Raw genomic sequence first — 24,665 nt, 5'->3', positions numbered from 1 at the left:
ACGTGCAAAAAACGATTCAAAATCCGCTTGTACTCTTCGATGGCGTTTGTAATTTATGCAACGGCACGGTTAATTTTATTCTGAAAAGAGATAAGCAGAAACAGTTTCGTTTTGTGGCGCTCCAGTCTGAAGCAGGGATGAAAATCAAACAGAAACTAAAAATCCCAAATGATGTTGATTCGGTCGTTCTCATTTATAACGGGAAAGTATTTTATGAATCGGACGCTGCTCTAAAAATAGTGAGGCTGCTACCTGCTCCATGGAAATGGCTCGCAGCATTCCAAATTATTCCCCAAAACCTGCGAAACACTGTCTATCGCCGGATTGCCCGGAACCGATATCATTGGTTTGGAAAGAAAAATGTTTGTAGAATTCCGACTGCTTCGGAACGAGAGTTTTTCCCCGGCAAAAACGAGTTACATCTCTAAATCGCCCGCTTCAAAATCTTTGAAAAGCTTCGACAACTGCGAAAGCCACTGGCTCATTCGCTTTACGGCGTCCTCTGTTTCGGGAGTAATATTTTTGTTCTGGATTTTCAACAGCAGATATCCGTAAATACCGTCTATTGCCACCTGAACATCGCTTTCTGCTGCCGGGTTTTTCTGGCGCAATTCGTTCACCAATCCTGCCACTGCCTGAAAAACGGGAGCATACATTGGTGCCGCCTGGGTCTGCATCAAACGCAGATGAAACTCATTTAAATCGTTCACCTGATTAATTAAAAACTGCAAATGCCCTTTTTCCTGTTTGCCTTCTTTTTCCAGCATCACTACCAGGTTTCTGTACCATTCAGAAATCTCTTTTGCGGTTTCTCCTTCCACATTGTAACGGGCAACCAGATTTTCATTAATTGCATTTGTATCGAGACCAAAGGCCCGGATTAAGTCTTCAATCTGATAGAGATACAAAATGTATTCGGCTATGTTTTCCTTGCGTTTGTGCTTTGCAACCAGCATAATTCAAAATATTTTAATTCAACACAATAGAAGAAGATTTCTCTTCTACTAAAAATCAAAAAAATCGTCGAGTTTTCGGCGCTCTCTTTTGGTTGGGCGTCCTGCTCCCCTGTCGCGCGAAATCCAGTTCATCTGCTTTTGCATTTCCAAAACTTCAAGTTCTTCGGGCGGTGTCACATCTTCTACAAAATCAACAGCCAGTTTTGCCGACATCCGTTTATCTGCCACGGCTAATACTTTCAAACTTATTGTCAGGGGTGGTTTTCGCACTTTCACCACCTCGCCGGGATGCACCTCGCGCGACGGTTTCACCGGCAGATCTTCAATTACTACCCGCCCTTTTTTGCAGGCCTCGGTGGCCTGACTCCGGGTTTTGAATACCCTTACTGCCCACAACCATTTATCTATCCTGACACTTTCGGCCATGTTACTTCTTTTTGTTGAAAAAGTTCATGGTTCGCTCCACTCCAATCGTTCCAAAACTCCGGATAATTTCGGCGCAAGTGTCAATTTTTTCCGGCAGTTCTTCCTTCTCTTCGCGGGTCCACTCGCTCAATACAAAATCAACCTGAAAGCCAGGATGAAAATGATGGCCGATTCCAAAACGTAACCGCGCATAGTCACTCCTGCCAAGAACCTCGGAGATATTCCGCAGTCCGTTGTGTCCTCCGTGATTTCCTTTCGCTTTCAATCGTAACGATCCAAAAGGCAGTGCCAAGTCGTCAACAACTACAAGCAAGTTCTCAACGGGGATGTTTTCTTTCTGTAACCAATAATTTACGGCGCGGCCACTTAAATTCACATACGTGGTTGGTTTAAGCAACACAAACGTGCGTCCTTTAAATTTATACTCGCTCACAAATCCATAACGCTTATCGCTAAAAGCAATATTGGACGCCCCTGCCAGAGCGTCCAATATTTCAAATCCAATGTTGTGACGTGTATTTTTATATTCCGGGCCTATGTTTCCCAGCCCTGTAATTAAATACTTCACACGAATTCATTTTTATTGTTCTGAGGATTCTTCTGATTCAGAAGCTCCTTCTTCTCCCTCTTCGTCGTCGTCATCTAGTGCAGTAACTGATTTTGCTGCCCTTGTAGAAACAACACCTACAATCAGGTTTGACTTGTTGTCGAGGAATTCCAGATTTTCTTTCTGAAGTTGGCCAACTTTTATGCTGTCGCCAATTGCCAACTTGGTAATATCAACTTCAATAGCGTCGGGTAAATTATCTGCAAGTGCTTTTACGCGCAGTTTACGCATATTCACTTTTAATTTACCACCGGCTTTGGCTCCTTTTGCCATACCAACAAATTTAACCGGAACAGCAATTTTCACAGGCCTGTCAGCATCAATTTTCAGGAAATCGATGTGCAGAATCTCTTCTTCAACCGGATGCCACTGTACATCCTGAATCATTGCTGTGTATGTTTTTCCGTCAACTTCAAGGTCAATCAGGTAAACATTCGGTGTGTAAATAAGCGGCCTTAAAGAGGCGAACGGAACAGACAGATGAACTACTTCATCATTTCCATACAATACCCCAGGAACCAACTTTTCTTCCCGCAATTTTTTTGCGTCTTTTTTTCCAAGGGCTTCTCTTTTATGCCCTTCAACTGTTAATAATTTCATTTTTAAATTTTTACGTTAATAATTATGGTACTCAGCCCTTCCCTTTTTATCGGGACAAACAGCATGCATAATTAAAAGTGTACAAATCCAACTTGATAATAATGAAACAAATACGGATTAAGCACACCCTAAATGCTCCTGCTTTTCGGAAAAAGCGGTGCAAAGATACAAATTACCTGTAATATAACGAACTTATAGATTGATTTTTATATACTCTCCGGATGGCTTCGCCCAATGCGTCGGCAATGGAAACGTATTTGATTTTGCTGCTTCCTGTTTTCGGAAGTAACGAATCGGTAAAATACACTTCTTCCAACACTGAACGTTCGATACGTTCGATTGCCGGACCGGACAAAACACCATGTGCTGCAAATGCGCGTACACTTTTGGCTCCTTCTTTTTTCATCAGGTTAGCCGCTTTGGTAATGGTCCCTGCGGTGTCAATCATGTCGTCAACAATAATTACATCTTTCCCTTTTACATCGCCAATCACAGTCATGTTATTTACCACATTTGCTTTTGCTCTTGTTTTGTGGCAGATAACCATATCAGTCTGCAACATGCGTGCATAAGTATTGGCGCGTTTAGTACCACCCACATCCGGCGATGCAATAGTAATATTGTCGAGCCCCATTTTACTAATGAACGGAATAAACAAGGCTGATGCAAACAAATGATCTACAGGAACATCGAAAAATCCCTGAATCTGATCGGCATGTAAATCCATTGTTATCACACGGTCGACACCAGCGGCAGAAAGCAAATCAGCCATTAATTTAGCTCCGATAGAAACGCGTGGTTTGTCTTTCCTGTCTTGCCGGGCAAAGCCGAAATAAGGAATTACGGCAACCACATGCGAAGCGCTAGCACGTTTGGCAGCGTCAACCATCAGCAGCAATTCCAAAAGGTTCTCGGCAGGCGGCGGCGTCGATTGCACAATAAATACATGAGACCCGCGAATGGTTTCTTCGTAGCAGGGTTCAAACTCGCCATCGGCAAAAACGGGGCATGACGATAACCCCAAATCGACATCCAGACTGTCACATATTTTTTCTGTAAGGTGCCGGGTAGCCCTTCCCGTAAAAATTTTTAACGGATGATTTTTACTTCCCATTGGTATGTTGTTTTTATTTTCATTGTGGAGATGCTGCAAAGTTAAAGCATTCCCCCTACTTTTACTATGAAATAATGTATTAAATCTCTTTTTTCGGATCACAGCTATCTGCTTGTAATATTAATATTATCAATATACTGTAATATTTCATTGCGCCCGTCGCCCTTCGTAGCCGAAGAGATAAACCAGGGTGGCATTTCGTCCCATATTTCCAGCATTTTATTCTGATAGCTGTTAATATTTGCTTCCAGTTCTTCCGGTTTCAGCTTGTCTGCTTTTGTGAAAATGATGGAAAACGGAATCTGTTTTAACCCCAACCATTCCATAAATTCAAGATCGATGGGTTGTGGATTATGGCGTGAATCAATTAACACAAACAAATTATAAAGATTCTCGCGCTTCAGAATGTACGTTCTGATAAACTGCTCCCACTTTTCCCGTTCTTTTTTGCCAATTTTTGCGTACCCATACCCCGGCAAATCCACAAGATACCATTCTTCATTTATCAGAAAATGGTTTATCAAACGTGTTTTTCCCGGTTTCCCCGAAATTTTCGCCAACGATTTTCGGGACGTCAACATGTTTATCAACGACGATTTCCCCACGTTTGAACGTCCGATGAAAGCATATTCCGGCTTATCAGGTGGCGGGCACTTTCCAACATTGGTGTTGCTAACAATAAAGCGGGCATCTTTTATCTCCATAAGGGCTAATTTCCGGGGAGCAAATTTCGCAAAATTTATAATATAGAAAAAGAACTATTTAATGTAAACCTCCAACGCAGTAACTTCCTGGGTTAAAGGCTTCAGGTTAAATGTTTCCAAACTGGCCGGCACAAGTACTGTTTCTCCTTTTTCAACAATCTCTTCCCCTCCTTCAAATTCAATGGCAAACCGTCCGTCCAGATTCATGTACACAATAAACGAATCGACCGAATTATAGTCTTTGTCGATTTCCTTGGAAAACTTAAGCAGGTTGGTGGTAAAATAATCGCAACTTACCATTTCCGATGACTGGTTTTCCGTTACTGTATATTTTGTTTTGTAATCGTCGAGGTAAGAAAAATCGATAGCATCCAGCGCCAAATCATTATGCAGTTCGCGAACATTTCCGTTGGCGTCTTTCCGGTCGTAGTCGTAAATCCGGTAAGTAACGTCAGAAGTTTGTTGAATCTCTGCCAACAAAACGCCTTTGCAAATGGCGTGAACCCTGCCTGCCGGAATAAAGAAAACATCGCCAGGCATTGTTTTATCGTAATGCAAAATTTCGGGGAGTTTCCCGTTTTTAAGGTAATCGAGGTATTGGTCGCGGGTTAATTGCCTGTTAAATCCCGAATTTATCAATGCGCCTTTCTCTGCATCTATCACATACCACATTTCGGTTTTTCCGTAAGCGTTATGACGTTCGGCCGCCAGCTCGTCGTTGGGATGTACCTGAATAGACAAATTGTCCTGAGCATCGATAAACTTAAACAGCAACGGAAACTCTATGCCGTACTTTTTGTAAATTTTGTCACCCACAAGCTCTCCCATGTAGATCTCCACAAGTTCAGTTAAGCTATTTCCGGCTAAAAAGCCGTTGCTCACTTCAGAAACGCTTCCTTCAACTGCTGACAATTCCCAACTTTCACCGCAATTGGGCAAAGTTCCGTAGTCTTTTCCCAATGCTGACTTCATCCGGTTTCCTCCCCATATCTTTTCAAGAAAAATGGGTTTGAACTTCAATGGATACAATCCAGGCATATTATATATTAATTATGAATTATTTATTAATTGGCTCTGTAGCGGCAGCCAACTTCCAAAATTTTCGATACTAAAAAAAGTAATCAACCGCTGCTCGTTCCGAAACAACTTGTTTCATTCTTTCCGTTACTTTCAGATGTTCCGGGTGTACCCGATAAACATCCAAACCTTCAATGCTTTCGAAATGAGTTACAAGAGCAATATCATAGCTTTTTGCTTCCACTTCATAGTTAGCACCAACCTCAATAAATTTCAATTCGGCTATTTTCCCCTGAAGTCCTTCGAGCATTTCTTTCAATTCGGCAATAATCGCTTTTTTTTCGGCTGCCGGATATTCTTTCAGTTTAAAAAGTACTATGTGGTTTACCATAAAAAAATGAATTTTTGTACCTTCGCTTTCCGGCGGCGAAATTAGTGATTTAGATGCAGGTATTCATGCAAAAAAGTGAAATTCAACCAATATTAACAATAAACTAAAAGGGAGAAATGCTGATAATTGGGATTGCCGGGGGAACCGGTTCCGGAAAAACAACGGTGGTAAAAAAGATAATTGAACAGTTTTCTGAGAACGAAGTAGCGCTTCTGTCTCAGGACTCTTACTATTACGACAACGGAGATTTGAGCCTGGAAGAACGCCGTGCAAAAAACTTCGATCACCCCGACTCGGTTGAGTTTGATCTGTTGATTGACCACGTAAAAAAACTCGCCAACGGAACCACGGTGGAAGAGCCGGTGTATTCTTTTATTTCTTGCACGCGACAACCGGAAACCCGCCATGTTGACCCCCGCGAAGTGCTGATTGTGGAGGGCATTTTATGCCTCACCAACAAAAAACTACGCGAATTGATGGACATTAAAGTTTATGTCGATTGCGATTCTGACCTTCGTCTTTCGCGCGTAATCAGGCGCGACCTGAACGAGCGTGGGCGCAATGTAAATCAGGTACTCGACCGCTACGAAAAAACAGTAAGACCCAGCCACTTGCAGTTTATTGAACCGACCAAACGATTTGCCGACATCATTATTCCACAGGGAGGAATGAACCAGGTGGCTATTAATATTTTAACCAATCATATCAACCACACTTTAAAACCCTGGTAGATGCTAAAAAATCTGAACATCGAAGAAGTGCTTTTTCTTGATATTGAAACGGTGCCGCAAGCTCCGGAGTACAACGATTTAAACGAAAAATGGCAGCAATTGTGGGAACACAAAATGCAGTTTCAGATTAACAACGACGAGCCTGCGGAAGTGCTTTACGACAGAGCGGGAATTTATGCTGAGTTTGGAAGAATTGTCTGCATTTCGGCGGGATACGTTCTTCAAAAGCACGGAGAGCTGTTTTTTAGGGTAAAATCGTTTTACGACGAGGACGAGAAAAAACTGATTCAGAACTTTTTTAATGCGCTGAATCTGTTCTCGAAAAAAGGGAAACGCAGGCTTTGTGCGCATAACGGGCAGGAGTTTGATTTCCCTTACATTGCACGCCGGGCGTTGGTAAACAATGTTCGGTTGCCGAAAATCCTCGACATTGCCGGGGCGAAACCCTGGGAAGTGAAAGACCTGTTGATTGACACGCTGCAGTTATGGAAATTTGGTGATTACAAACACTACACTTCGCTGTCGTTGCTATGCGAATTGTTTAATATTCCGACACCGAAAGATGATATTGACGGCAGCCAGGTAGCCGAAATGTACTGGGAGAAAAAGGACATTGACAGAATTGTACGATACTGCGAAAAAGACACGCTAGCAGTTGCCAACTTACTTCTAAAATACAAAGGAGACAAAATTATTCCCATCGAAAACATGGAAGTAGCATAAAGCCAGACACTGCGTTCAGCCTAAAATTTCATCATCCGGTCTATTTCGCGTTTGGTATCTTTTTGCTTAAGGCTTTCGCGTTTGTCGTACACTTTTTTACCCCGGGCCAGGGCAATCTCCAGTTTTGCCAACCCTCTGTCTGTAACAAAAAGCCGGGTAGGCACAACGGTTAATCCCGATTCTTTCAGTTTTCGATCCAGCTTTTGCAGTTCTCTTTTCGTAAGCAGCAATTTCCGGTCGCGCCTGGCCTGGTGGTTGTTGCATGTTCCCAGCTCGTACTCCGAAATATGAATGTTTTTTGCATACAACTCTCCGTTATAAAACTGACAATAGGAATCGTTCATGTTAACTTTGCCGTTACGGATGGATTTGATTTCGGTACCCACCAACTGCATCCCGGCAACAAACCGCTCTATCAGTTCATACTCAAACGTTGCCTTTTTATTCTTTATATTGATATTTGCTTTTGGATGTGCCACTTGTTGTTACTGTTAAATGTTGCTTGTTTCGAATTAAAAACCAGAACTGCCAAACATGCTGTCTTTCGACAACTTATAAAAAAGCAGCCATTAATTTCGATAGAAAAATACTTAAAAAGCTAAACACGAAAAAATTTGCCAATACAGCTACCAGAAAAAAGCTGGGAAGCTTTCGCTCGGGAAACTCCAGAAAAACTTTTATTCCTGCCCAGAAAATAAAGAAACCGTACAGTCCCAAAATATCAATTACATACAAAAACGGAAAAACTCCTGTAATTAATGAGACCAGCATAAATGGGGTCAGCGAATAAATAACCAGTTGCCTGACGATTGCAATATTCTTTTTACCACCAAAAGGCTTAATCAACTCGTTGGTAAGAAATGCCGAAATAACATATTGCAGCAAAAACAAAAGAACTTCTCTGAAAGCCCTCATTAGCGGGTAAGTGATGTAAAACCTGGAGCCGCGCATTAACTCACTTGCAAATACTGCAAAAAAAACAATGGCCAGCAACGGCAAAAAATAATTTGAAAAAGGCCGGGAGCTTTCGCTTCCCTCTTCTTTTCGGCGTTCCCAAAATTTCCCGGGGGCAATAATTACTTCCTTAACTGTAGCGTATAACTGATTAAAATAATCTTTCATTTTCTACTTATCAATTTCCGGCACAAAAATAAACATTATTCGTTGAGTGCCTGATCTTTCTTTTCTTTCATTAAACGTTCCAACGCAAACATTTCATCCCGCAACTGGGCGGCTTCAATAAAATCGAGTTCTTTTGCTGCGGCCTTCATCTGCTTCTTCAATTTCTCAATAGCTTTCTCAAGTCCGCTTATACTCATGTACTGAACCACCGGATCGGCAGCCACATCGGGGGTCGAAGCGTTTCCGTATGCGTCTGGCCGCTTTCCTCCCCTAAACTCGTGCCCGATAATATCGCGGGTAGGTTTAACAATTTGCCTTGGTGTAATATTGTGCTCTTGGTTGTATTTCATCTGTTTTTCGCGGCGGTAGTTGGTAGCATCGATGGTGCGCTGCATGGAGTCTGTAATTTTGTCGGCATACATGATTACCATTCCGTTCAGGTTTCGGGCGGCGCGCCCTGCCGTCTGTGTCAACGAACGTTCCGAACGCAAAAAACCTTCTTTATCTGCATCGAGAATCGCCACCAGCGAAACTTCGGGTAAATCCAATCCTTCTCGCAGCAGGTTAATCCCCACCAGCACATCGAATTCCCCTTTTCGCAACTGCTCCATAATTTCCACCCGTTCCATTGTATCAACATCGGAATGAATGTACCTGGTTTTCACTCCCATATTCAGCAAATACTTCGACAATTCTTCAGCCATACGTTTGGTGAGCGTAGTAACCAACACCCTTTCATTCTTTTGGGTACGCAAATGAATTTCGTGCATCAAATCGTCAATCTGGTTGGTGCTGGGGCGCACATCAATTATGGGGTCAAGTAATCCGGTAGGACGAATGATCTGTTCCACCACAACACCTTCGCTTTTATCCAGCTCATAATCAGACGGCGTGGCACTTACATAAACCAACTGATTCACCAGGTTTTCGAACTCTTCAAATTTTAAAGGACGATTGTCGATGGCCGCCGGGAGCCTGAACCCGTATTCAACAAGCGTTACTTTGCGGGAATTGTCGCCACCGTACATCGCCCTGATTTGTGGAATGGTAACGTGGCTTTCATCGATTATGGTCAAAAAATCATCAGGGAAATAATCGAGCAGGCAGAACGGCCGGGTACCGGGTTTTCGTCCATCAAAGTACCTCGAGTAGTTTTCTATTCCGGGGCAGTACCCCAGCTCGCGCATCATCTCCATGTCGTATTCCACACGCTCCAGAATTCGTTTTGCTTCCTGTCGCTTTCCGATTTCTTTAAAATAATCCACCTGCGCCATCAAATCGTCCTGAATTTGATGAATGGCAGATTGCATCCGCGATTTGGTAGTTACAAATATATTTGCCGGGTAAATTACCACCTCATCCATCTGCTGGATTGTATGTCCGGTCTGTGGATCGAAGCTGGAAATCTCTTCAATTTCGTCTCCCCAAAAAACCACGCGAATTGCCGTATCTGCATAGGCAGGATAAATATCCACGGTGTCGCCTTTCACTCTGAAATTGCCCCGTTGAAATTCCGCTTCGCTGCGCGAGTACAATGCATCTACCAGTTGCCGCAACATGGCATTTCGGGCAACCTTCTGCCCCACCTTCATTTCTGTTATGTTGGCATGAAAATCTTCAGGATTTCCGATTCCGTAAAGGCACGAAACAGACGAAACCACAATCACATCGCGCCGCCCAGAAAGCAGCGACGAAGTGGCGCTCAACCGGAGTTTTTCGATATCCTCGTTAATGGAGAGGTCTTTTTCAATGTATGTATCAGTAGTAGGCAGGTAGGCTTCCGGCTGATAATAATCGTAATACGACACGAAATATTCCACCGCATTATCCGGGAAAAACTGTTTCATTTCGCTGTACAACTGGGCAGCCAGGGTTTTGTTATGGCTAAGAATTAATGTTGGCCGCTGTACTTTTTCGATAACGTTGGCCATGGTAAATGTTTTTCCCGATCCGGTAACCCCCAGCAGGGTTTGAAAACGTTCGCCGTTATCCAGCCCTTCGGTCAGTTGCCTGATTGCTTCGGGCTGATCTCCGGTGGGTTGGTAATCTGAAACTACTTTCAATTGCATGCTACAAAACTAACGAAGAGTTTCAGAAAAAAGAAATTCTGCAAAAACACATTCATCTGTTTAATAATAAATTTATTGAGCCAATATTTCATTCTCAGCAAATACATTCAGGTCGAATTTTCCGATTCTTCCTCTTCCATTTTTCTGACAAACGCACAACTCAAATGCTGAAATTAAAAAGGACAAATACTTTTTTAGTAAAATCACCCATTTTGATATTCTATTTAATCATAAATTTGCTTTGAATTTAACTTTGACAAATAACGCTTTCATGAACTACAAAAAAAGAATTCTCCCAATTGCCATTATTGTATGTGCTTTTTTTGCCAACCGCATATCGGCACAAGATGTTGAGGCAGCAGACCAGAGTCTGAACACAGAAGCGAAGGGTCTCTACATCGGAGGCCAGGCCACCACCAACGGGCTGGGTTTTAACGTGAGGTACATTCTGGGGAAAAGGCTGACTCTGAAAACCGGAGTCGAATCGCTCAGTCTGAACTACAATTATGAGTTTGAAGAAAATGACATTTCATACGATGCCGATTTTAACTACAAAACCGGCGGCATTTTTCTGATGGGCGACTACTTTTACACCAACTCCCTTTATCTGACCGGCGGCGTTATTTTCAACAATTTTCAACCGCGCCTCAAAGGTGCGGCTAATAGCGATATGGAATACGGAGATATTACTATTCCGGCTTCGAAAGTAGGTGATTTCAACATCCGTTTTGAACCGGAAACAAAAGTCTCGCCTTATGCAGGTATCGGGTTCAGACGATTTATTGGAAAAAGGAAAATGGTAACCTACAATTTCGAAACCGGTCTCTACTACATTGGCCCGCCAAAACTAAACATTGAAGCATCCGGATTGCTCGAACCCACAGCCAATCCTGTTCACGGTCAGCAACAACGTCTCGAAAAACAGTTCTCAGCTTACAAATATTATCCGGTGGTAAAACTTGCAGTTGCCATCCGACTTTTTTAACTTGAACATCAAAACAAACGCAAAATGAACAACAAAGGATTAAAAACAATACTGAGAGGGTTATTAATAATAACAGCTTTTGCTTCCATTTCAGGATGTGCCAGCTACCTCGATAATCCGTTAAAAGACAAGGAAACCGGCGAAGACATTAATTTGCTGGTGCTGGACTTTAACTTTTTTGACACGCGCATTTCGGTAAAACTAAAAGATGCGAAAGACGGTTCGCTGCTGACTGCCCCGGCTACCATCAGTTTCTCGGGAATGAACGGCAACGACATTGTTACATTCACCGGAGAAAAGAAAACTGATTTTTCTACTGCGCAGGGACAACTGGAAGTGACAGTAGATCCCAATGTTTCCGTTTCTGAAAATTCGCCGTTGCAATTTGCCATCAACGTTCAGGCCGAAGGATACAACAGTGTCAGTCAGGGAATCCAGTACAAAAGCACCGGGAAAAAGACCATTGAACTGGAGTTGGTAAAAACCGAAGACGAAGAGGAATCAGAGTATGGCGGCGACATCGGGATTGGCGATGATGGCACATCCATTATTATTTCAGCACAAAACAACCAGCAGTTAAAATCTGCCCAGGTTGAACAATTAGTTCGTATCGAATATGAAATTTCAATAGCGAGCTTTCTGAAATTCAGGGATAAAACAGGAAAACCGTTGTTTAATTCTTCTGAAGAACTGTTGGAAATATACAACGCCGACCAGGCAAATTTCCTCAAGTTAACCGTTAATAAATTCACCAGCTATTCCCCGGTTACCGATGTTCTTGATATCAATGGGCAACCGGTAAGTGCTTTGTTTCACAAGCTTGAAACAGGCCGTCTTACGAAACTGGTTGTTGCAGGCAAAGAAGTGGCCGACCTGAATGGCGGAGTTATTATTTCGCGCTGCACCTATCTGGGAATGCCAGCTCCCGACCTGTTTGGGTTTGCCGTATTTTCTACCGACAGGTGGAACTTCACCGGGACAAAAAACGTTTATTCCGCGCTCGGCTTCAGTTACACCGTTGCAAAAGCGTCCACCGAACCTCTGTGCCCAATGGGTAGCCGGATAACTTTCCGTTCGGAAGCAATTTCAAGCTTCTCCATAGATGCCGACGTTTACGACAACGAAAATAAACTCTTAACAACAGTTAGTTTTAAAGGAAATTTTCCTGAAACATTCGCAGTTGAAAACACTCCACAAAAGGCAGTTAAACTGGTTTTCAGAAATAACAACCCCGCATTTCAGCCCATTGCACCACTGGAAATTTCGGATTTTTGCTCGGGCACTTACGAAGTGCAGGTAACTCCGAACGAAGGTTACACCGAATATCAGATTGTGTTAAGAGCATTTTGTCCGGATAGCCCAACCATTGCAGTTGCTCCCACCTATAGCGGAGAATACAAAATTAAAGGAGCTGAAGGCCCGTGGCAGGGAGCTGACATGACTGGTGGCGTAGTTGACCTGCTGGGGCTTCCGGGGCAGGAATACGAATACCGCTTGCTTTGGGAAAACGAATGGGAATATTCCACTTTAGTTACCGAATTTGACGAAAATGGCAACTATGTGCACCCCAGCGGTTCCGACATTCACTCGGAACGGATAGACGACGGACGGATAAGAATTTATGTAGACCACAAATTCAGCCAGAGCGTATGCGACGACCTGGGATGGTAAACTACCTTCTCAGCCTGAAATATACCGGGAAATGGTCGCTTACCCCTCCGTAATAATTGGGTCCTCCGTAGGTTCGATTGGGAGACATCTCCTTATTGCGACTTCTGTGTTCCATCCACTCTTCGTGAAAAATGTGCCCTTTTTCTTCGACACAACGAAAGCCTTTGGAATCCAGAAGTCCCGGAGAGACAATCATATTGTCGAGCATATTCCAGTTTCCACGGTAGTTGTATGTTCCTTTTCCATTATTGAAATCCGGGAACATCAAATTAACCAGTACGGCATCCGGAGTTGAAGGAGCATTGGCACCTAACACTTCGGACAAACTTTTTTTATCGGGGTCATCGTTCATGTCGCCCATTACAATTATGTGAGCCTTTGCGTTTCTCGACATCACCGAATCAATTTTCGATTTTAAAACACGAGCTACGGCAACGCGTTTGGGTTCGGTTTTGTCAACTCCGCCGATACGAGAAGGCCAATGATTTACGAAAACATGAAACTCCTCGCGGTTACGAGTCCGGCCTTTTACATACAAAATATCGCGAGTAGCAGGATTTGGATCGTCTTCAAAACTTACGGGAACAGCAGAATGGCTTAGCACTTTAAATTCCTCAGGGCGATAAGCCAAAGCACAATCTATGCCTCTAAAATCAGGACTTTCATGGTGAACCACCTCATAATTTCCTTTTGCCAAAAGCCCGGTCTGCACTAAATCGCGAACCACTTTTTCATTTTCCACTTCACAAAGCCCAACAATCTCAGGCAAGTCGCCCTCGTTAATTCCGCTAATGACGTTAGAAATATCGCTCAGCTTTTTCTGGTACCTGGTTTCATCCCAGTTTTTTTGTCCGTCAGGAGTAAACTCTCCGTCGCTTTTCCCGGGCTCATTTTCTACATCGAACAGGTTTTCCACGTTGTAGAAAACCACGGTCATGTTCCGGTAAGCGGCATTTTTCCAACTGCTGCATGAAACAAAAAGGAAAAGTGCAATTACCAGTACAGAAAGATGTGTTTTCCCGGCAATCATTTTTCCTGTCGGGCAAACCTTTTTCATACCAAAAATATTTTCACCTGCCTGTTTCATATCTCTTCGCCAATTGTTACTTCGTAAAAATCTGTCACCAAAGTGGACATCATGCCGGCAGCATTGGCCGCCTGAATACCAAGCTCTCCGTCTTCAAAAACCTGGCAGACCCCGGGTTGAACGCCCAACAGTTCAGCACATTTCAAAAACGTTTCGGGGTGAGGTTTCGGGTGTTTCACATCTTCGCTTGGAACCAAAATTTCAAAATATTTATCGAGCCCGATAATTTCCATAGTTTTCCATGCCAAGCGCTTGTAACCGCCTGTACCAACCGCCATGGGTAATTTCCCGTAGTACTGTTTTGCCAAATCCACTACCGGCTGAATCGGCTTCATTTTGTGCATATTTTTCTCGTATTCAGCCTCTTTTAAATGCCCAATCTTCTCGGGGTTCATTCGGGTGCCAAACTTTTCATTCAGCAACTGAATTGTTTGTACTGCAGGAACACCTGCCATGGCAGCGAACAACTCCGGAGTAAAATCGATGCCATAATCGACTAAAATATTTTTATACGCCCAAAAATGTACAGGCATTGTGTCGGCAAGGGTTCCGTCTAAATCGAAAATGAGTGCTTTTGCCGCGGGATTAATTTCAAGTTTTTTCACCATAATTTTATTAAACAGGCAACAAAAGTAAAAATAAAACCCTTTTGCCACAAAGCTTTCGGGATTAAGGAATTTTCGCCAACTTTGTTCTAAATTAATTTACAATGAGCCAGGACACAATTTTATATACCATTCCCCAATGGTTTGTTTTTGCAGCGATTATTGCCAGCGTTTACGGGTGGGTAGAACACAAAAAAACTTTTCGCCTGCTGGGGCCGGTTATTTTCTTCTTTTTGGGAATATTTTCGCTGTATTCGTTGCTGAGCGGCAGTTTTTCAGCCCATGATTTTTTAACTCCGGCCGAAATAATCAGCGAAGAAATGGAAGAAGAAACCATGGAAGGAATTCCTTTCGTTGCCAGGCTGCTTCCGGCATACATTGCTTTTCTTACTACCGGGTTACTTGCAATTCCTGCTTTTCTTCTGGAATTGAAAGACAAAAAAGGCAAGAATCTGTTTATTATCCTCACCGCTTTGGCAGGACTTGCAGGGTTCTTTGTAATTGTAGGCGCATTAAAAAGCCTGTAATTTTATAAAACCTCCCAGCAGGTAAATGTTTCTTTATCTTTTGTGTAAATTCTGTTGCCCGAAACCAGTGGGTGTGCGTAGGTATTTGTAGAGGAGACTTTGTAAGCTGCCTTTTCTGAATACTTGTAGGGAGTTGGTTCAAAAACAAGCAGTTTTCCATTGGCCGTTAACGAAAGTATTTCGTTACCCAAATCGAGGGTGGACGTAAAACGATTGTGCGAAACGGTATCTGCCCAGGCCACCTCTCCTGTTGCAGCATTAAGGCAAAACGCTTTTCCAAGCCGGGCTTCGTGTCCGTACAAAAATCCCTCTTTCAAAACAGGCGTGTTAAACGAAACGCCAAAATCAGGGTTGTACCAGTTTTCAGTCCAAGTGTATTTATCACCCAACTTCTCAATTTTAACCGATCTTGTTCCAATCCCCTGCCCTGCAATAAAAATGTTCTGACCGTCAACAACCGGAGTTGACGAGTTGTAAAACCTGCGTTCTCCGGGAGTTGGAATCTTCCACAGCAAATCACCGTCGAGCGAAACACCCAGCAAATCAGTTTCACTCTGAACGGCCAACACCTGCTCGCTGCCAACTTCCATTAAAACCGGAGAAGAATAGGTAGCCGGCTCTCCTTTAATTGTCCAGTTTTTTTCGCCGGTTTGGGCATCAAAAGCAACGATGATACCCGAGTCGTGCCCGCCAAGATGGACGATACATTTATTGTCAACAACTATTGGCGACATGCTTACAAAAAAGGCGGGAACTTCCGTGTATTCTTCATTTTTCCAAACAACATCGCCATTCTCAATATTGAGGCAATTTAAAGCACCACCAACACCCAGCGTGTAAATGTATTTTCCGGAAATGTAGGGAGTACTTCTGGACCCCGGGTGAGGAGCCGCTCCGCCGGTAACTTCAGGAGAAGCATTGTTTATGGTTCGCCATATTTCAACTCCGGTATCCGCATCGAGACATAAAGTAACCTCATTACCGCCCTGTTTTACGTGCAGAAAAATCCGCCCGTCGGCCATCACCGATGAAGCATCGCACAGGCCAACGTTTTGTTCCCACACTTTTGTTAATTCCGCCGGCCACTCTTCAGGGGACTGAAAATTATGCACCACGCCGTCGCGGTTAACACCACGCCACCCGGGCCATTCGGATTTTTTTTCGATTGAACAGGAAAACAACAACAGGGACACACCAACAAAAATTGCAAAAACGGAGAAATTCAAGGTTTTCATTTTAGATTGATTTTTGGTTTCAAAAGCTAAAATACGCGATTTCGGGTTACGATTCAATAGTTACATTTTTTTTCATTCTCGGGCCATCTGATTAAATATGTTACAAATTCATCAAAAATTTCTTCAATTTGTCATCGAACTGTCGCTTGATAAAGGGTTGTTTCTTATCTTGCATCGCAAATTTTCATTCAATTCTGAACAGAACAGGAAAAATAAAGATATGAATCCACAAGCTGAAGAACTCAATCAAATTATCAGGAAAAAAAATCCGGCAGTTTACGAAATGCTCTCCGAAAGAGGCAAAAATATTTTCTTTCCGAAGAAAGGAATCCTTGGCCAAACTGCCGAAGCAAAAGGCACGCGTATTAATGCAACAATTGGGGCAGCCACTGAAGATGACGGCACTCCGATGCGCCTTGAAACCATTGCCTCAAAAGTAAATCTTGATCCGTCGTTGATATTTCCGTATGCCCCGAGTTTCGGGCGCCCGGATTTGCGTTCGAAGTGGAAAAGTATGATTTATGAGAAAAACCCATCGCTGGGAGAAACACAGATAAGTTTGCCTGTGGTTACCAACGCCCTTACCCACGGAGTTAGTATGGCTGGCTACCTTTTTGCCGATGCAGGCGACGAAGTAATTGTTCCGGATCTTTTCTGGGGAAATTACAACCTCACCCTGGCCAATGGCTACGGTGCCAGCCTGGTGAAATTCAACCTGTTTAAGAACGAACAATTCGATTTGGACGCCTTTGAAACCACGCTGAATAAAGGTGAAATTGGAAAAAAAATTCTGATTCTGAACTTCCCCAATAACCCGACAGGATACACGCCCACAGAAAAAGAGGCTGCTGCCATTGTTTCGATAATCGGCAAAGCGGCAGAAAAAGGAAATAAAATTGTTTGCATTAGCGATGATGCATATTTTGGGCTGGTTTACGAAGAAGGCATCGCGCGCGAAAGTATTTTTACAGCACTGGCTAACCTGCACGAAAATGTGTTGGCAGTTAAGCTGGACGGTTCTACCAAAGAAGATTATGTTTGGGGATTCCGCGTTGGTTTTATTTCGTACGCAATAAAAGGCGGAGACGCTGAATTGTACGGAGCACTTGAATCTAAAACCGCCGGTGCCATCCGCGGTAACATCTCCAACGCAGCAAATATTTCTCAATCCCTGATGTTTGCCGCCTACAACAGCGACGAATATCCAATTCAAAAGCAGGAAAAACATCAAATTCTGCAGCAACGATACAACGCAGTAAAAGAAGCAGTAAAAGACGAAAAGTACCAGAAGTATTTTAAGCCGCTTCCTTTCAATTCCGGTTATTTTATGTGTATCAGATTAAACGACGAGCTGGACAGTGAAAAAGTACGGCAGGTGCTCATTGAAAAGTACAGCATTGGCATAATTAGTCTGAATGGTCTTTTGAGGCTGGCCTACTCGGCAGTTGCCGCATCGGATGTCAAAGATTTATTTGAAGGAATTTACAAAGCGTGCGAAGAGTGCTGCTAAAATAATATTATGTTGAACGGGATTTTTAATCTCGTTCAACATCAGCATATTTGCAAACATCACACCCAGCCATTTTAAAAGGCTCTCCATCTCTCACTAGGGTATGCCCAAACTGTTTCAGGGAATCAGGGAATGATTTCATCCACATATCTCTAATGACGTAAATTTCAGGTTGGGCAAACACTTCATTCACTAATTCCTTGTTTCTTACTACACTTTTGTCGTGTGCCGTTGCTTTTAATATTGAAGGATTTGGGCAGGCAGAAATGTATGAATTCCAAAATTCCCCAATTATGCCAATCTCGCCCAAAGTAAGAAATTCTCTTTTGATATCAACTTTCGATTTCAGCGTTTTGGGTCGTACAAACTTCAAATAATGAGGGGTACTTACTGCTCCCAGTAGTATTGTTAGCGCTATAACTCCATGGACAGCCCGATTTCTGAAATCCTTCATGGAATTATTATCGAGTAAAATAAGCACTACTAACGACAATGATATGTAACTTGAAACGAAGTACCATCTTCCCATACCGTTTAAAAGAACCCATTTCGAAAACGCCATTCCTCCCAAAACGACAACAAAATCAAGAATAAAAAAGGCAAGCCACGGACGTATTCTTTCAGGAACAACAAAAGATGAACTTCTTAACACACAAAAGGCCAAAAACAAGAGACTAATCATTACGAACCATGCATATATACTAAAAATTATGTCGTCATTCTGAAATGTATAGACACTAAGAAATTCATTAACAAGCGTCTCCACCGCCTGCCAAAATTCAGCCCACGTGTTAATTCCCAGATAATTTCCGGTTACACCGGTTGCATGCCTTTTGGCAAATCGCAGCATAAAAAAAACTCCTGCAACACCTCCAACTATATAAAACAATACCGACTTAGGAATACTTAATTTTCCGATTTCTCGATAACGGAAAAAGAAAAGCGTAAATATTAACAAAGTAATGGAAACCAAAGATAAATCTGATACCCAAACAGAAATACACAGAATCAAAACAACTAACACCATTAAAACATGACTGAATATTCTATTTCGTTGGTTGAACCTGACCTTGTTTATCAGATAAATTGAAAATCCGATCAGACTGTATTGAACACCAATAGGGAATCTTGTTAAATCAACAAACCGGATCGGTGGAAAAAACCATACTATGGCAAACAATAATTTTGTGTAACTATTTTTTAAAAGGCTTGAAAACCCCCAGTATCCCAAAATTAACACCAAGTAGTTTGAAAAAGAAACCGAAACAATGGGCGAAAACCCCAACCACCTATGAAACACCTGACTGATTAAAGGAATCAACGTTCCGCCTCGATCCTGTCCCCAGCAATAAATATCGTGTGGAAGCCTGTAATAGTATGTCATCAAAACATTTAAGGCATCGTCAGAACTTAACAGAGGGTAATACCTTGAAGAATAAAGAAAAAATGAAAGCACAACAAGAATTAAAGCAGCAGCAAAATATAAAGTTCGTCCAATCTTCATTCGTTTCTGTTATTAGATAGGTCTCCTTTAGGAAAAACAAAAGCTGAATACGTTTTTTAAACTATGTAACAACACCTTACACCATCAGACTTTCGTCGCGAATTATCATTAAAATCGCTGAGTGTGGCAGAATAATATATTTCTCGTTATTGAATTCGATTTCGTAACCGCTTTTGTTCAGGTACACGGCCAAATCTCCCACCTGCGCCTGCAACGGCACGTATTTCACATCATCCTGCTTTTGTTTCCAGGCTTCATCTTCTTCTGAAATTGCAGGAATTGGGTAGCCCGGGCCGACTTTTGCAATGTAGCCGCTTTGAATTTTTTCGCTTTCCTGAACAGTTGGCGGCAAATACAATCCGGTTTTGGTTTTACTCGACGGAGTTTTAGGCTTAACCAATACCCGGTCGCCTACCATAATGAATTTTTCGAGGTCTTTTTCTTCAATTACCAACGACATGTCAATTTTTCTTTTAATGGGCAAAGATAACACTTTCCTACTTGTTTACTCAACACAACAGAGCAACTTCAACCGGTCGAACCAGCAAACTATACACTAAAAATTTTACGCTGCCATGTGCACACAAAAAAAGAAAATTAAGGCCTTCTCCTGACAAATTATTTTGGGTCGCTCATCACAATTGATTCCCAACACTATTTGTTTACTTTTACAAAAACTTTTTTGAATGCTTAAAACTCCTCATACTTTCAGGAAAAACAACAGGTTTTCATTACTCCTAATTCTACTAGTGTTCAATGGAATATCATTTCAGTTGGCGGCCCAGAACGACAGTTTAAAAATTGAAATGCAGGGAGTTGCCGTTTACTCTTCAGACGAACTGGTTCCGCTATGGATTCACACCAACCAGTTTGGCAGAATTGACCAATTTGGCCACGGACAAATATTGGGAAGAACAAATTCGGTTTTTAAACGGACCTGGCAAAACAAGCTTTCGCTATCGGCAGGAGTGGATTTATGGATGGACAACACTCTGAAACACGTTACAGCAGGGCAGATTTACGCAGAAGCAAAGTATCAAAACTTCTCGGTTATCGCCGGAAAGAAAAATCTCGACTATCTTCCCGGGCAGGAAAGCGAACCGGTGTTTTTAAACTTCAAAAACATCAGGCCAATGCCAGCATTTTCACTCGGGTTCTTCAACTACACGCCGGTACCTTTCACAAAAAACTACGTTCAATTCAGGGGAGCTTTTCTCCTGGGGAAATTGAATGACCACCGGGAAGCGCCTGGAATTACCAACCCGTGGTATCATTTTAAAAATTTGTATTTGAAATCAGGTAATTTGCCGGTGAATATTTTTGCGGGATTTAACCACTCTGTTCTTTTTGGTGGAACCATGAGCGACGGCACTAAAATTCCGGTGGACTGGCTAAGTACGTTTTCTGCACAGTCGTCGGAAAAAGTCGGAGAATTCATGCCCGGAGAAGGAGTGAATACCCCGGGAGAACACGTTGCGTTCAGCGAAATTGGCGTGGAACTGGAAACAAAAGATCTAATTGTTAGTTTGTCGAAACACGACCCTTTTACCGATTTTTCGGGGTGGTTCAGGTCAAAAGACAAGCTCATCCACCTGGCAGTACAACTGAAAAAGGAGAACTGGATTGAAAAATTTTCGTACCAATACGGTTACACCAAGCACCAGAGTGGTCCCGGACTTCACTTAAAAAGCTATAAAAATATTGATGACTATTCGGCTTTTCTTAAAGACAAATTCGGACTTGATGTTGAAATCAACTCATGGGAGGAATTCTACCCCTACCTTGTAGAATTAGTAAACCAGGGTCATCCGGAGTTTGGGCGCGACAATTATTTCAATCACGGCTTATACAAATTGGGGCATTTTTATGACGAACATTTTTGGGGCTTCCCGCTTATGCACTCAGACAAGCAGATTTCATATTTCAAGAATATTGACGATATGACTTACCGAAAAATTGGGAACAATCGTCTTCAAAGCCATCATTTTACCGCGTCGGGAACAATCAGTGCCAAACTAAAGTACCGGGCAAAAGCTACATTCACCAAAAACTTTGGAACATACAGCGGGTTTTACACCAGCGGATTTAACGAACGCCCCAACTACTATTTCAAAGAAGGTAAAAATCAAAATTACTTTTTGTTGGAATTTTTTCGACAGTTGCCACGTAACTTCTCTGCCAACGTTTCGTTTGGATTCGATTCAGGAGATTTATACGACTCATTCGGAATAAAAGGCGGGCTGCTCTGGTCTATTTCTCCGACAAAATAAAAACCGCCCGGTTTTCACGAGCGCGTTTCCCGACTACATTCAACCCTCAATTTCCTTAACCGGGATATTCTGATACTTTGGGCACGGAAAAGTGAGCGTTACAATTGCTCCGTGGGCGTTATTACTGACTTCAATTTTCCCTTTGTGCGCTTTCATTATAAGTCCAACCAACACAAGGTCGAGTCCCTTGTTTTTATCAACATGTTCTTCGCCCGGGGAAAAAGGATTGTGCATTCCGGACACCGCCTTTTCTGAAAATCCCGCTCCCTAGTCAGAAAAAATACACTGTGCAGTACGATCGTCATTTTTAATTTCGATGGTAATTTCTCCTCCTTTAGGCGAATATTGTATCGCATTTTTCACAATGCTGTCGAAACAAAATTCGGTAAGAACAACGTCGCCATATATTCTGGATTCGCATGATCCATCGATACACTTCAGGGAAACTTCTTTTTCGTGAAACTGCTCTGCATATTTATTTTTCACATGATTCACGAAATGGTTGCCGATGGTTTTATCTCTGTAAATTACCAGATTTTGAGTTTTTAACCGGGTAATATTCAAACTCACCCAGGCAAAACGTTCGAGCCGCCTGGCAGAAACCTCGAGGTATTTCAGCATTTCCACAAGTCGACTTGCCTTCAGTTCGCTTTTTAAAATACTGATAAACCCGAGAATACCGTTTAGCGGAGTATTAATTTCGTGGCTAATGAGGTTTAAAAAATCTGATTTGGCTTCATCCAGCTGCTTTAATTCATTGTTTGCTTTTTCAAGTTCGAGAGTACGTTTTTTCACCTCTTCTTCCAATATCTTATTTTGATTTTTTTTCAGCAGGTACAAAAACCGCGTTTCCAGTAAATTTCTAATTCTCAAATCCACTTCAAGAAAATCGAAGGGTTTCGTAACAAAATCTTTTGCGCCACTATTCAGCGCTTTTTGCCTGGCCTCCTGCGAAACGTCTGCCGTAAGCACCAGAATAGGCAAAAAATCGTCGGGAGCGATACACTCCTTTAGCTGTTCCATTATCTGAAATCCGTCGAAATACGGCATCATTAAATCCAACAGAATAATATCAGGGCAGAATGTTTTACACAGTTCTATTGTGAGGCGGGAATCTGTTGTTGTTTTGATATTAAAATAGCCCTTCATTTCGAGCAATCCGCTAAGAACATCGATATTATCTTGCTGGTCATCAACAATTAACACTTTGGCTTTTTCTATCGCTAAACTTTTCATCCTTTCTGGGTTATTAGAATTCAATTTAGTAGCTTAAAACACGGATTCATTTTTGCACTCCTTCTGTGCAACTATTTCACATGCCTGTTTCATTATACTTATGGCACTAAACATTAAGGTTCTTATCAATAATATCAAGAAGCTGTTCAATATCAACCGGTTTTGTAAGATACCCCTGAACGCCTTCATCCATCAGCCTTTTCACTTGTTTTTCCATAGCATCTGCGCTCACAATAACTACCGGAATATCTTTGGTTTTCATATCTGCTTTCAGCAATTTCACAATTTCATATCCATGAATATCGGGAAGATTAAGATCGAGCAATATGAGAAATGGCGAATAGTCTTTGGCAAACTGAACTGTGTTTTTGCCATACATGTTGGTTATCAGGTTCACAGAGGGCCGATATTCTTCCAAAACCTGCACCATCAGATCGATATTGGAAGAATTATCTTCTATATATAACAAATTCCCCACTTTTTGCGATGGCGCATTTATTTTTCCGGAAATGAACTCATGCTGCTGAATTTGGTTGGCAGGATTATCTGCAAGCGGCAGCTCCAGCCAGAATGTAGTTCCTTTTCCTAATTCGCTTGCCACGCCCACTTTTCCGCCCATTGCATCTACCAGTTTTTTAACAATAGAAAGCCCCAACCCCGATCCTTCAATTTCAGTAATTTCGGCCCCAACCCGCTCAAAAGGTTCGAATACTTTGTAGAGATTTTCCTCAGCAATTCCTTTACCTGAATCTGTAATATTAATTCGCACCCAATCGCCACTACCATCGGCAACATTACTGATTAGGTCGCATGTTGTTTCAACAAAACCATTGGGTTTATTGTACTTAATCGCATTGTTTATCAGATTTAACAGAACCTGTTTCAGTCGCTGGTAGTCGGCAATCAGAAAATAATCCACATTATTCGTTTTCATGGAGATATGACGTTTGTACGCCAACGGATTAAGAGACTGTAAAATGAACTCTGTCCAACAGTATTAATTTTGCAAGACAGAGTAATTATGGAAAGTAAAGAATTTAAAGCGATGCGTGACAAAGCCCTTGAGCAGTTACGCAGTGGACAATCCCTAACAGGTAAAGATGGCGTATTTGCGCCCTTGTTAAAAGAGTTTATCGAAAGTGCCCTTGAAGCAGAGATGAGTACCCATTTGGATGATTTTGAACGATTATCAGGCAACAAACGTAATGGGAAGAAAAGTAAAACGCTCAAAACCGACTCGGGAGAAATTGAGATAACCACCCCGCAAGATCGCAACAGTAGTTTTGAACCACAACTTGTAAAAAAGAGAGAGACTGTACTGGCGGATAACCTTGCCCCTAAAATCATTGGATTATATGGGCTGGGGATGAGCTTTCGGGACATCTCTAATCATGTTAAAGAGATGTATGATGTAGAAATCTCCCATTCTACATTAAGTGAGATAACCGACCGGGTTATTCCACAGGTCAAAGCCTGGCAGAGTCGTCCGCTTGAATCGTTGTATCCGATTGTTTGGCTCGATGCGATGCATTATAAAGTCAGGGATGAAGGCCGAGTGGTAAGCCGTGCAGTATA

Annotated in this window: 28 protein-coding genes; 9 read left to right on the top strand and 19 right to left on the bottom strand. The window is 42.3% G+C overall.

Annotation, left to right across the window (positions count from 1 at the left end; translation table 11 throughout):
- Positions 1-2 precede the first annotated feature (2 nt).
- Positions 3-428: a thiol-disulfide oxidoreductase DCC family protein gene (locus tag BUB08_RS17460; RefSeq protein WP_073003206.1), complete on the top strand. Its 426-nt coding sequence runs from the start codon at positions 3-5 to the stop codon at positions 426-428.
- Here BUB08_RS17460 and BUB08_RS17455 read toward each other — a convergent pair.
- From BUB08_RS17455 to BUB08_RS17420, 8 genes are all read right to left on the bottom strand, one after another.
- The gene (locus tag BUB08_RS17455; protein WP_073003205.1) at positions 417-956 is read right to left on the bottom strand and encodes a DUF4924 family protein; all 540 of its coding nucleotides are present in this window, start codon (positions 954-956) and stop codon (positions 417-419) included. The genes BUB08_RS17460 and BUB08_RS17455 overlap by 12 nt on opposite strands.
- A gap of 48 nt (positions 957-1,004) precedes the next feature.
- Positions 1,005-1,382 carry an RNA-binding S4 domain-containing protein gene (locus BUB08_RS17450; protein WP_073003204.1) on the bottom strand — a complete coding sequence of 126 codons (378 nt, stop codon included), beginning with the start codon at positions 1,380-1,382 and terminating at the stop codon, positions 1,005-1,007.
- 1 nt (position 1,383) lies between these two features.
- On the bottom strand, positions 1,384-1,950 hold the full coding sequence (pth, locus tag BUB08_RS17445) for an aminoacyl-tRNA hydrolase (RefSeq protein ID WP_073003203.1): 567 nt from the start codon (positions 1,948-1,950) through the stop codon (positions 1,384-1,386).
- Between the two features lie 12 nt (positions 1,951-1,962).
- Complete coding sequence (locus BUB08_RS17440) at positions 1,963-2,589, bottom strand: 50S ribosomal protein L25/general stress protein Ctc (protein WP_073003202.1); 627 nt, start codon at positions 2,587-2,589, stop codon at positions 1,963-1,965.
- A 172-nt stretch (positions 2,590-2,761) separates the two neighbouring features.
- Positions 2,762-3,703, bottom strand: a complete 942-nt coding sequence (locus BUB08_RS17435) for a ribose-phosphate pyrophosphokinase (protein WP_073003263.1) — start codon at positions 3,701-3,703, stop codon at positions 2,762-2,764.
- A 104-nt stretch (positions 3,704-3,807) separates the two neighbouring features.
- On the bottom strand, positions 3,808-4,407 hold the full coding sequence (yihA, locus tag BUB08_RS17430) for a ribosome biogenesis GTP-binding protein YihA/YsxC (protein WP_073003201.1): 600 nt from the start codon (positions 4,405-4,407) through the stop codon (positions 3,808-3,810).
- A 54-nt stretch (positions 4,408-4,461) separates the two neighbouring features.
- The gene (locus tag BUB08_RS17425; RefSeq protein WP_073003200.1) at positions 4,462-5,445 is read right to left on the bottom strand and encodes a type I phosphomannose isomerase catalytic subunit; all 984 of its coding nucleotides are present in this window, start codon (positions 5,443-5,445) and stop codon (positions 4,462-4,464) included.
- 70 nt (positions 5,446-5,515) lie between these two features.
- Entirely contained in the window at positions 5,516-5,815 is a 300-nt protein-coding gene (locus BUB08_RS17420) for a Dabb family protein (RefSeq protein WP_073003199.1), read from the bottom strand.
- 116 nt (positions 5,816-5,931) lie between these two features.
- On the opposite strand from BUB08_RS17420, the gene udk reads away from it, so the two are divergent.
- Together udk and BUB08_RS17410 are read left to right on the top strand one after the other, a co-directional pair.
- Positions 5,932-6,546, top strand: coding sequence for a uridine kinase (gene udk / locus BUB08_RS17415; protein ID WP_073003198.1), 615 nt, complete (start codon positions 5,932-5,934; stop codon positions 6,544-6,546).
- Positions 6,547-7,269: a 3'-5' exonuclease gene (locus BUB08_RS17410; protein ID WP_073003197.1), complete on the top strand. Its 723-nt coding sequence runs from the start codon at positions 6,547-6,549 to the stop codon at positions 7,267-7,269. It begins immediately after the preceding gene.
- A 20-nt stretch (positions 7,270-7,289) separates the two neighbouring features.
- Here the strand turns inward: BUB08_RS17410 and smpB are convergent, their stop codons facing one another.
- The 3 genes from smpB to uvrB all read right to left on the bottom strand — a co-directional run bounded on the left by smpB (position 7,290) and on the right by uvrB (position 10,460).
- Positions 7,290-7,748 (bottom strand): SsrA-binding protein SmpB, encoded by a 459-nt coding sequence (gene smpB, locus BUB08_RS17405; protein WP_073003196.1) that lies wholly within the window; start codon positions 7,746-7,748, stop codon positions 7,290-7,292.
- A gap of 73 nt (positions 7,749-7,821) precedes the next feature.
- Positions 7,822-8,391, bottom strand: coding sequence for a Yip1 family protein (locus BUB08_RS17400; RefSeq protein ID WP_073003195.1), 570 nt, complete (start codon positions 8,389-8,391; stop codon positions 7,822-7,824).
- Positions 8,392-8,426: 35 nt separating this feature from the next.
- Positions 8,427-10,460 carry an excinuclease ABC subunit UvrB gene (uvrB, locus tag BUB08_RS17395; RefSeq protein WP_073003194.1) on the bottom strand — a complete coding sequence of 678 codons (2,034 nt, stop codon included), beginning with the start codon at positions 10,458-10,460 and terminating at the stop codon, positions 8,427-8,429.
- Between the two features lie 271 nt (positions 10,461-10,731).
- Between uvrB and BUB08_RS17390 the strand changes: the two genes are divergently transcribed.
- Both BUB08_RS17390 and BUB08_RS17385 read left to right on the top strand, forming a co-directional pair.
- Positions 10,732-11,445, top strand: coding sequence for a hypothetical protein (locus BUB08_RS17390; RefSeq protein ID WP_073003193.1), 714 nt, complete (start codon positions 10,732-10,734; stop codon positions 11,443-11,445).
- 24 nt (positions 11,446-11,469) lie between these two features.
- On the top strand, positions 11,470-13,116 hold the full coding sequence (locus BUB08_RS17385; RefSeq protein ID WP_073003192.1) for a hypothetical protein: 1,647 nt from the start codon (positions 11,470-11,472) through the stop codon (positions 13,114-13,116).
- A 1-nt stretch (position 13,117) separates the two neighbouring features.
- Here the strand turns inward: BUB08_RS17385 and BUB08_RS17380 are convergent, their stop codons facing one another.
- Positions 13,118-14,173: an endonuclease/exonuclease/phosphatase family protein gene (locus BUB08_RS17380; RefSeq protein WP_139249781.1), complete on the bottom strand. Its 1,056-nt coding sequence runs from the start codon at positions 14,171-14,173 to the stop codon at positions 13,118-13,120.
- 26 nt (positions 14,174-14,199) lie between these two features.
- Positions 14,200-14,811, bottom strand: coding sequence for an HAD family hydrolase (locus BUB08_RS17375; protein WP_083570840.1), 612 nt, complete (start codon positions 14,809-14,811; stop codon positions 14,200-14,202).
- 101 nt (positions 14,812-14,912) lie between these two features.
- On the opposite strand from BUB08_RS17375, the gene BUB08_RS17370 reads away from it, so the two are divergent.
- Positions 14,913-15,335, top strand: a complete 423-nt coding sequence (locus BUB08_RS17370; protein WP_073003191.1) for a hypothetical protein — start codon at positions 14,913-14,915, stop codon at positions 15,333-15,335.
- Positions 15,336-15,337: 2 nt separating this feature from the next.
- Here the strand turns inward: BUB08_RS17370 and BUB08_RS17365 are convergent, their stop codons facing one another.
- Positions 15,338-16,570 carry a PQQ-binding-like beta-propeller repeat protein gene (locus BUB08_RS17365; RefSeq protein ID WP_073003190.1) on the bottom strand — a complete coding sequence of 411 codons (1,233 nt, stop codon included), beginning with the start codon at positions 16,568-16,570 and terminating at the stop codon, positions 15,338-15,340.
- A gap of 220 nt (positions 16,571-16,790) precedes the next feature.
- Here BUB08_RS17365 and BUB08_RS17360 point away from each other — a divergent pair, with 220 nt between their 5' ends.
- Positions 16,791-18,080 carry an aminotransferase class I/II-fold pyridoxal phosphate-dependent enzyme gene (locus BUB08_RS17360; protein ID WP_073003260.1) on the top strand — a complete coding sequence of 430 codons (1,290 nt, stop codon included), beginning with the start codon at positions 16,791-16,793 and terminating at the stop codon, positions 18,078-18,080.
- Positions 18,081-18,105: 25 nt separating this feature from the next.
- Here BUB08_RS17360 and BUB08_RS17355 read toward each other — a convergent pair whose 3' ends face one another.
- Positions 18,106-19,584 (bottom strand): hypothetical protein, encoded by a 1,479-nt coding sequence (locus tag BUB08_RS17355; protein ID WP_073003189.1) that lies wholly within the window; start codon positions 19,582-19,584, stop codon positions 18,106-18,108.
- A gap of 76 nt (positions 19,585-19,660) precedes the next feature.
- Complete coding sequence (locus BUB08_RS17350) at positions 19,661-20,044, bottom strand: co-chaperone GroES (RefSeq protein ID WP_073003188.1); 384 nt, start codon at positions 20,042-20,044, stop codon at positions 19,661-19,663.
- A 226-nt stretch (positions 20,045-20,270) separates the two neighbouring features.
- Between BUB08_RS17350 and BUB08_RS17345 the strand changes: the two genes are divergently transcribed.
- The gene (locus tag BUB08_RS17345) at positions 20,271-21,854 is read left to right on the top strand and encodes a hypothetical protein (protein ID WP_073003187.1); all 1,584 of its coding nucleotides are present in this window, start codon (positions 20,271-20,273) and stop codon (positions 21,852-21,854) included.
- 39 nt (positions 21,855-21,893) lie between these two features.
- On the opposite strand, the gene BUB08_RS17340 is transcribed toward BUB08_RS17345, so the two are convergent.
- From BUB08_RS17340 to BUB08_RS17330, 3 genes are all read right to left on the bottom strand, one after another.
- Complete coding sequence (locus BUB08_RS17340; RefSeq protein WP_073003186.1) at positions 21,894-22,088, bottom strand: hypothetical protein; 195 nt, start codon at positions 22,086-22,088, stop codon at positions 21,894-21,896.
- Positions 22,089-22,121: 33 nt separating this feature from the next.
- On the bottom strand, positions 22,122-23,090 hold the full coding sequence (locus BUB08_RS20395; RefSeq protein WP_073003185.1) for an ATP-binding response regulator: 969 nt from the start codon (positions 23,088-23,090) through the stop codon (positions 22,122-22,124).
- A 106-nt stretch (positions 23,091-23,196) separates the two neighbouring features.
- Complete coding sequence (locus BUB08_RS17330; RefSeq protein WP_073003184.1) at positions 23,197-24,024, bottom strand: ATP-binding protein; 828 nt, start codon at positions 24,022-24,024, stop codon at positions 23,197-23,199.
- An 87-nt stretch (positions 24,025-24,111) separates the two neighbouring features.
- Here BUB08_RS17330 and BUB08_RS17325 point away from each other — a divergent pair.
- The coding region (locus BUB08_RS17325) for a transposase (protein WP_175550036.1) at positions 24,112-24,665 on the top strand (554 nt) is incomplete at its 3' end.

The organism is Mariniphaga anaerophila (assembly GCF_900129025.1).
Classification (GTDB): domain Bacteria; phylum Bacteroidota; class Bacteroidia; order Bacteroidales; family Prolixibacteraceae; genus Mariniphaga; species Mariniphaga anaerophila.
This window is presented reverse-complemented; position numbering and strand designations above follow the sequence as displayed.

What these genes read in the sequence shown, in the direction of transcription:
- BUB08_RS17375 (WP_083570840.1), bottom strand. Translation starts at nt 14,811, where the DNA reads ATGGTGAAAAAACTTGAAATTAATCCCGCGGCAAAAGCACTCATTTTC.
- BUB08_RS17345 (WP_073003187.1), top strand. Translation starts at nt 20,271, where the DNA reads ATGCTTAAAACTCCTCATACTTTCAGGAAAAACAACAGGTTTTCATTA.
- BUB08_RS17400 (WP_073003195.1), bottom strand. Translation starts at nt 8,391, where the DNA reads ATGAAAGATTATTTTAATCAGTTATACGCTACAGTTAAGGAAGTAATT.
- BUB08_RS17365 (WP_073003190.1), bottom strand. Translation starts at nt 16,570, where the DNA reads ATGAAAACCTTGAATTTCTCCGTTTTTGCAATTTTTGTTGGTGTGTCC.
- BUB08_RS20395 (WP_073003185.1), bottom strand. Translation starts at nt 23,090, where the DNA reads ATGAAAAGTTTAGCGATAGAAAAAGCCAAAGTGTTAATTGTTGATGAC.
- yihA (WP_073003201.1), bottom strand. Translation starts at nt 4,407, where the DNA reads ATGGAGATAAAAGATGCCCGCTTTATTGTTAGCAACACCAATGTTGGA.
- BUB08_RS17410 (WP_073003197.1), top strand. Translation starts at nt 6,547, where the DNA reads ATGCTAAAAAATCTGAACATCGAAGAAGTGCTTTTTCTTGATATTGAA.
- BUB08_RS17420 (WP_073003199.1), bottom strand. Translation starts at nt 5,815, where the DNA reads ATGGTAAACCACATAGTACTTTTTAAACTGAAAGAATATCCGGCAGCC.
- BUB08_RS17450 (WP_073003204.1), bottom strand. Translation starts at nt 1,382, where the DNA reads ATGGCCGAAAGTGTCAGGATAGATAAATGGTTGTGGGCAGTAAGGGTA.
- BUB08_RS17370 (WP_073003191.1), top strand. Translation starts at nt 14,913, where the DNA reads ATGAGCCAGGACACAATTTTATATACCATTCCCCAATGGTTTGTTTTT.
- BUB08_RS17385 (WP_073003192.1), top strand. Translation starts at nt 11,470, where the DNA reads ATGAACAACAAAGGATTAAAAACAATACTGAGAGGGTTATTAATAATA.
- BUB08_RS17330 (WP_073003184.1), bottom strand. Translation starts at nt 24,024, where the DNA reads ATGAAAACGAATAATGTGGATTATTTTCTGATTGCCGACTACCAGCGA.
- BUB08_RS17340 (WP_073003186.1), bottom strand. Translation starts at nt 22,088, where the DNA reads ATGCACAATCCTTTTTCCCCGGGCGAAGAACATGTTGATAAAAACAAG.
- BUB08_RS17455 (WP_073003205.1), bottom strand. Translation starts at nt 956, where the DNA reads ATGCTGGTTGCAAAGCACAAACGCAAGGAAAACATAGCCGAATACATT.
- uvrB (WP_073003194.1), bottom strand. Translation starts at nt 10,460, where the DNA reads ATGCAATTGAAAGTAGTTTCAGATTACCAACCCACCGGAGATCAGCCC.
- BUB08_RS17425 (WP_073003200.1), bottom strand. Translation starts at nt 5,445, where the DNA reads ATGCCTGGATTGTATCCATTGAAGTTCAAACCCATTTTTCTTGAAAAG.
- BUB08_RS17440 (WP_073003202.1), bottom strand. Translation starts at nt 2,589, where the DNA reads ATGAAATTATTAACAGTTGAAGGGCATAAAAGAGAAGCCCTTGGAAAA.
- BUB08_RS17360 (WP_073003260.1), top strand. Translation starts at nt 16,791, where the DNA reads ATGAATCCACAAGCTGAAGAACTCAATCAAATTATCAGGAAAAAAAAT.
- BUB08_RS17350 (WP_073003188.1), bottom strand. Translation starts at nt 20,044, where the DNA reads ATGTCGTTGGTAATTGAAGAAAAAGACCTCGAAAAATTCATTATGGTA.
- BUB08_RS17390 (WP_073003193.1), top strand. Translation starts at nt 10,732, where the DNA reads ATGAACTACAAAAAAAGAATTCTCCCAATTGCCATTATTGTATGTGCT.
- udk (WP_073003198.1), top strand. Translation starts at nt 5,932, where the DNA reads ATGCTGATAATTGGGATTGCCGGGGGAACCGGTTCCGGAAAAACAACG.
- BUB08_RS17355 (WP_073003189.1), bottom strand. Translation starts at nt 19,584, where the DNA reads ATGAAGATTGGACGAACTTTATATTTTGCTGCTGCTTTAATTCTTGTT.
- BUB08_RS17435 (WP_073003263.1), bottom strand. Translation starts at nt 3,703, where the DNA reads ATGGGAAGTAAAAATCATCCGTTAAAAATTTTTACGGGAAGGGCTACC.
- BUB08_RS17380 (WP_139249781.1), bottom strand. Translation starts at nt 14,173, where the DNA reads ATGAAAAAGGTTTGCCCGACAGGAAAAATGATTGCCGGGAAAACACAT.